General features: G+C 47.2%; 4 protein-coding genes. All 4 read left to right on the plus strand.

The window, feature by feature from the left end; translation table 11 throughout:
• The coding region (locus E5987_RS13195) for a hypothetical protein (RefSeq protein WP_237178844.1) at nucleotides 1-221 on the plus strand (221 nt) is incomplete at its 5' end.
• 168 nt (nucleotides 222-389) lie between these two features.
• Nucleotides 390-1,490 (plus strand): replication initiation protein, encoded by a 1,101-nt coding sequence (locus E5987_RS12360; RefSeq protein WP_160336376.1) that lies wholly within the window; start codon nucleotides 390-392, stop codon nucleotides 1,488-1,490.
• A gap of 175 nt (nucleotides 1,491-1,665) precedes the next feature.
• Nucleotides 1,666-1,902 carry a hypothetical protein gene (locus tag E5987_RS12365; RefSeq protein ID WP_160336377.1) on the plus strand — a complete coding sequence of 79 codons (237 nt, stop codon included), beginning with the start codon at nucleotides 1,666-1,668 and terminating at the stop codon, nucleotides 1,900-1,902.
• Between the two features lie 946 nt (nucleotides 1,903-2,848).
• Nucleotides 2,849-4,075, plus strand: coding sequence for a MobV family relaxase (gene mobV / locus E5987_RS12370; RefSeq protein ID WP_160336378.1), 1,227 nt, complete (start codon nucleotides 2,849-2,851; stop codon nucleotides 4,073-4,075).
• Nucleotides 4,076-4,214: the final 139 nt, after the last annotated feature.

A 4,214-nucleotide genomic window follows, 5' to 3' on the forward strand; every position in this document is an offset into this window, starting at 1 on the left:
AAGCGAAGGCACAACACGCTGTGAGGCAACCCCGCAGGTTGCTTTTCAACCTGCCGGGGCTTGCCGTCAGAGGGCGACTCGCTCCTCCCGGAGGGAGGCGGGGGAGGGTGATTTTAAGACCTAGCGGAGCCGAAGGCGAAGCTCACTTTTTGAAGAAGATTTTTTTTGATTTTTTTTTGAGTTATTCACTATTCACACTTCTTTCTTGTTTTTTTTACTAAGAATAGTTTTTTTTACGCGCGCGCGCGAGGCATGCCCCAACGGCCCGAGAACTCCAAGGCTTCCGTGAGTTATTAACATTTGAGAAAAGTTGCAAAAACGGGAGTACAGGCTTGGAGAAAAGTTGCAAAAACGGGACTAATAACTTTTAAATAATTGCAATTCCATTTATGCACTTATATCGCTATACTATTTCAAAAATTTCATTGCAATTATTCATGCTCAAAGACCCGAATCTCGTTAAATATTCAAATAAAGTGGTTCGCTCCGCCCAGCGTCTCTCTTTGTTGGAACAACGTATTGTTTTTTCTGCTATCGCCCAAGTGCCGTTAGGCACCGAAATCACAAGTGAAGACAAGTTTTACTTGCGGTTAGAGGATTTAAAAAAACTAGGTGGAGCCGTATCAAATGATTCGTATGAATTGCTAAAAGAGGCTGCTGATCGCTTGCTCACACGCACAATCACACTCGCCCCGATTGACAGAAAGAAGGGAATGACTTGGACATTCCTTTGGTGTCAGGCATCAGGTTATAACGATGAAAAAAGAATGATTGGCATCCAATTCAGCTCAATGATCATTCCATTCTTAAAAGAAGTCCGGGAAAGATTTGTCCAGTACGACCTAGAGGAAATAACAGGCTTCCGCAGTGTCTACACGCAACCTCTATACGCTCGGCTGATGTTGCATATGAGAAATAAAGACACCGGAGGAATAAAGCAAAGATGGAGCGAAACCATTCCTCTGGATGAATTGCGACTGACATTGGACGCCGAAAAATACTCGGCCTTTGGGCAATTTAAATTACGTGTACTCAATGTCGCTGTCCAACAGATCAACGAGAGCGTCTACACCCGCTTCACCGTCAAATGGTCGATCGATGAGGATTCAAAGATCGGTAAACGGGTAACTGCTATTCGTTTCAGTATGAGCCTTAGACCTCACCTCGTAACCGACCCCGAACCCGATACCGATACGGTTGATTGGGTATCAGGCTTAACCAGACGGCAAGCCACGCTCACAGAGCCTCAGATAGTGATGGTTGCTGATTGGTTGTCCGGCAAAAATAAGACGGTATTAGAAAAACACGGAACCAACGTCTCAGAGGTTTACGAGTTCCTGCGCCGTCAGAAACAAATACCAGCCAAGCTCGATGCAAATAATCCAGACGAGTACAAGAAATGGCTCCGAAAGAAACTGATCGACCCTGAGTTTGTAATGCTGATCTCGCCAATTCTGAGAAAACTTGAGTTCAATTTTGGTGGTCTTTGACACCCTCCTCGTCATAAAATTCTGACTGTCTTCGAGCGCTTTCACGGGTTGAGTTCCGTTCTAATTTTGCTCAATGTCTGGTACTAAAGAAGACGTTGTTAACGGAAACAACGCGGTCAGGAATCGCAAGCGCGCCTGACCACTAATTGTTTTTGCTACCAAATTTTCACCTCCTATGATCACAACCAATACTAATCACCCTCAATCGTCCCTGAAGGATTTCGACTTCGAAACCGCTCAGGCGATAGTTTTAGAAAAATACGGCTCAACTCCCGAAGATGCCAAAAAATGGGGATTTGTTGAGAACACCTGGGAAGACCAACAGTTCCAAGAAGCGGAATGGAAGGCCTTTGTTGAAAAGGCTATGAAAGGCGATCCATGGAAAGGTTTTGATGGCAAAGATTTCTTCTGATTGTCCTGAATTTTTCAGTAGTTGTTAGAAGAACGAGATTGGCCGTGGCGGGCCGGTCGGCGCTGTGAATTTTTCCGGCGCTGAATAAAGCTAAAGCCGTCAAGCCCTGTGGCGAGGGCGAAACGGCTTTATCAAGGGAGAACGTTATGTCGTACCATAACATTCTTGCCTGCATTTTAGCATTCGTGTGGAGACACCATCAGTTCCTTTTGAAACTGATAGTTGCGCTCCTGTTGATGCTGACTTGCTAGCGTGAAAGAGCCTGCCCGGGTAACCGGGCAGGACACGTTAAAATACTAATCGTCCTCGTGCGACGTCGCCAGTCGAGCCTCGTTAGTTGTTGTTCGATGTTCGGTCCAAAAGAGGGTAGATCAGCGAGAGGTCTAGGGTCGGGAAAGATGAGCGCGCCCGATCACAACAATCAATTTCCTTGTGCGCTGTTGCCGATTGAGTTCCGTTGTTTTGCTCAATGTCGTGGTTCAAAAGGGCGTTGTTACGGAAACAACGCGGTCAGGAATCTCAAGTGCGCCTGACCATATTTAACCCACCCATGCCGTTTGTGCTAGTACCATACAACCTCCTGAATGGAATGGGTGAAAATGACAACAAAACCGCTGTGAAGAGACCTCACGGCGGTTTTGTCTTTCTGTGCTTTTGACCACACAACGGCTGTATCATTTCTTTAGCCCTAGCAGCTGTAGGCCGTCATTCTGCCTTGTTGTGACGCGACCCTTCGACTGGGATGAGACAGCAGAAATCTCATGGTCAGGGAGCAATAAGTGCCCTGACCCTACTTGTTTCACCGGTAAAACTGTTCTTGGTTTTTGCGGGGTCTCGGGGCGAAGCCCTGAGCGAACGAACGTACTTATTTTTAGGCGAAGCGATAAAATAAGTACAGTGAGTTACTCTTTTAAAAAGAGTAACAGAAACCTCCGAACCGATCACCATGCCCGAAGCTGAAAATCAATACTGCATCATCCGAATGAGAAAGGTCAAGATGACCGCTCTCAAGGCGTCTCAAATTCACAATGAGAGACTGACCGACCGACACTCAAATCCCGACATTGACATCAGCCGATCTGATCAAAACATCGTCTTCTTCAAAACCGAAGACATCTCGGAGGACGTAAAAAGACGGGTCGCCGACATCCAGTCCCGACAGAAGAGAAAAATCCGTTGTGATGCTCCTGTAGCCATTGAATACATGATTACCGCGTCTCCTGAAGCTATGACCCGATTGAGCAAACAGGAGCAAGAAAGGTACTTTGCCGAGTGTCTGAGCTTCGTTGAGGCCCGTCACGGAGTTGGTAACCGTCTTAGCGCAGTCCTGCACTTGGATGAGACTACTCCGCACCTGCACATGCTTGTCTTTCCCGAACGAGAAGGGAAGTTAGACGCTAAAAGCTTCTTCAAACTGCCTGCTCTAACGGCGTTGCAAGACGAATTTGCAATCAAAGTCGGTAAGCAATTCGGACTGGAACGAGGCGTCCGGCTAACAGAACTACTCGAAAAAGGAGAAAAACCGCACAGACACCAAAGCGTTGCGGTATACAAGGCCAAGAAACTCAAAGAGACTGAGCGAAAGCTGGCAGAGCTAGAGCAAACCACGGCAGACCTAGCTGCGGTTGAGGCGATCGAACCGAAAAAGGGACTGCTGTCAAAGGCGCGGTTGTCATCACGGGTAAGCGTGACTCAAGAAGAGTTTGAGACATTGGCCGGGCAAGCGAAAGCCTACGCAGTTACAAAAGAGACCTTTGAAAAACGCTCAAAATCGCTCATAGCGCGAGAACGAGTTGTTTCACGTAGGGAGGCATTGCTTGATTCCAGCGAGCGCCTTAGCGAGAGAAATAAGGCCCTCACGGCGCAAAATAAAACCATCACCGAGGAAGTTTTCCAACTTCGGAAAAAACTCAGTTCGGAAAAATCAAAAAATTCTGTTTTGTTAGCTCGCATTGCGGAACTTACTCGACTGAAGCAAGTTGAAAAGGAGCTGAACGAGCTAAAGGCAAGACTGAAGGATTTCGAGTTCTACAAAAACATCCACGACTTCTTGAAGCAGCGAACTCGGAACTTTGACGAATTTATCCAACAGGTTGACAGATGGGCTCGAAAAAACAAAGAACCAGCTCAACAAAAACAGCTCAATCGTCGACAGAACGGGCCTGAGCGCTAGTCAATGCGGGAGCCTTGTAAAAGTTTTGCTTGCAAAACTTTTATGAGCACCGCTTGACGAGCAAGCGAAGGCACAACACGCTGTGAGGCAACCCCGCAGGTTGCTTTTCAACCTGCCGGGGCTTGCCGTCAGAGGGCGA

Source organism: Parasutterella muris, assembly GCF_009767915.1.
In the GTDB taxonomy this organism is placed as follows: domain Bacteria; phylum Pseudomonadota; class Gammaproteobacteria; order Burkholderiales; family Burkholderiaceae_F; genus Parasutterella; species Parasutterella muris.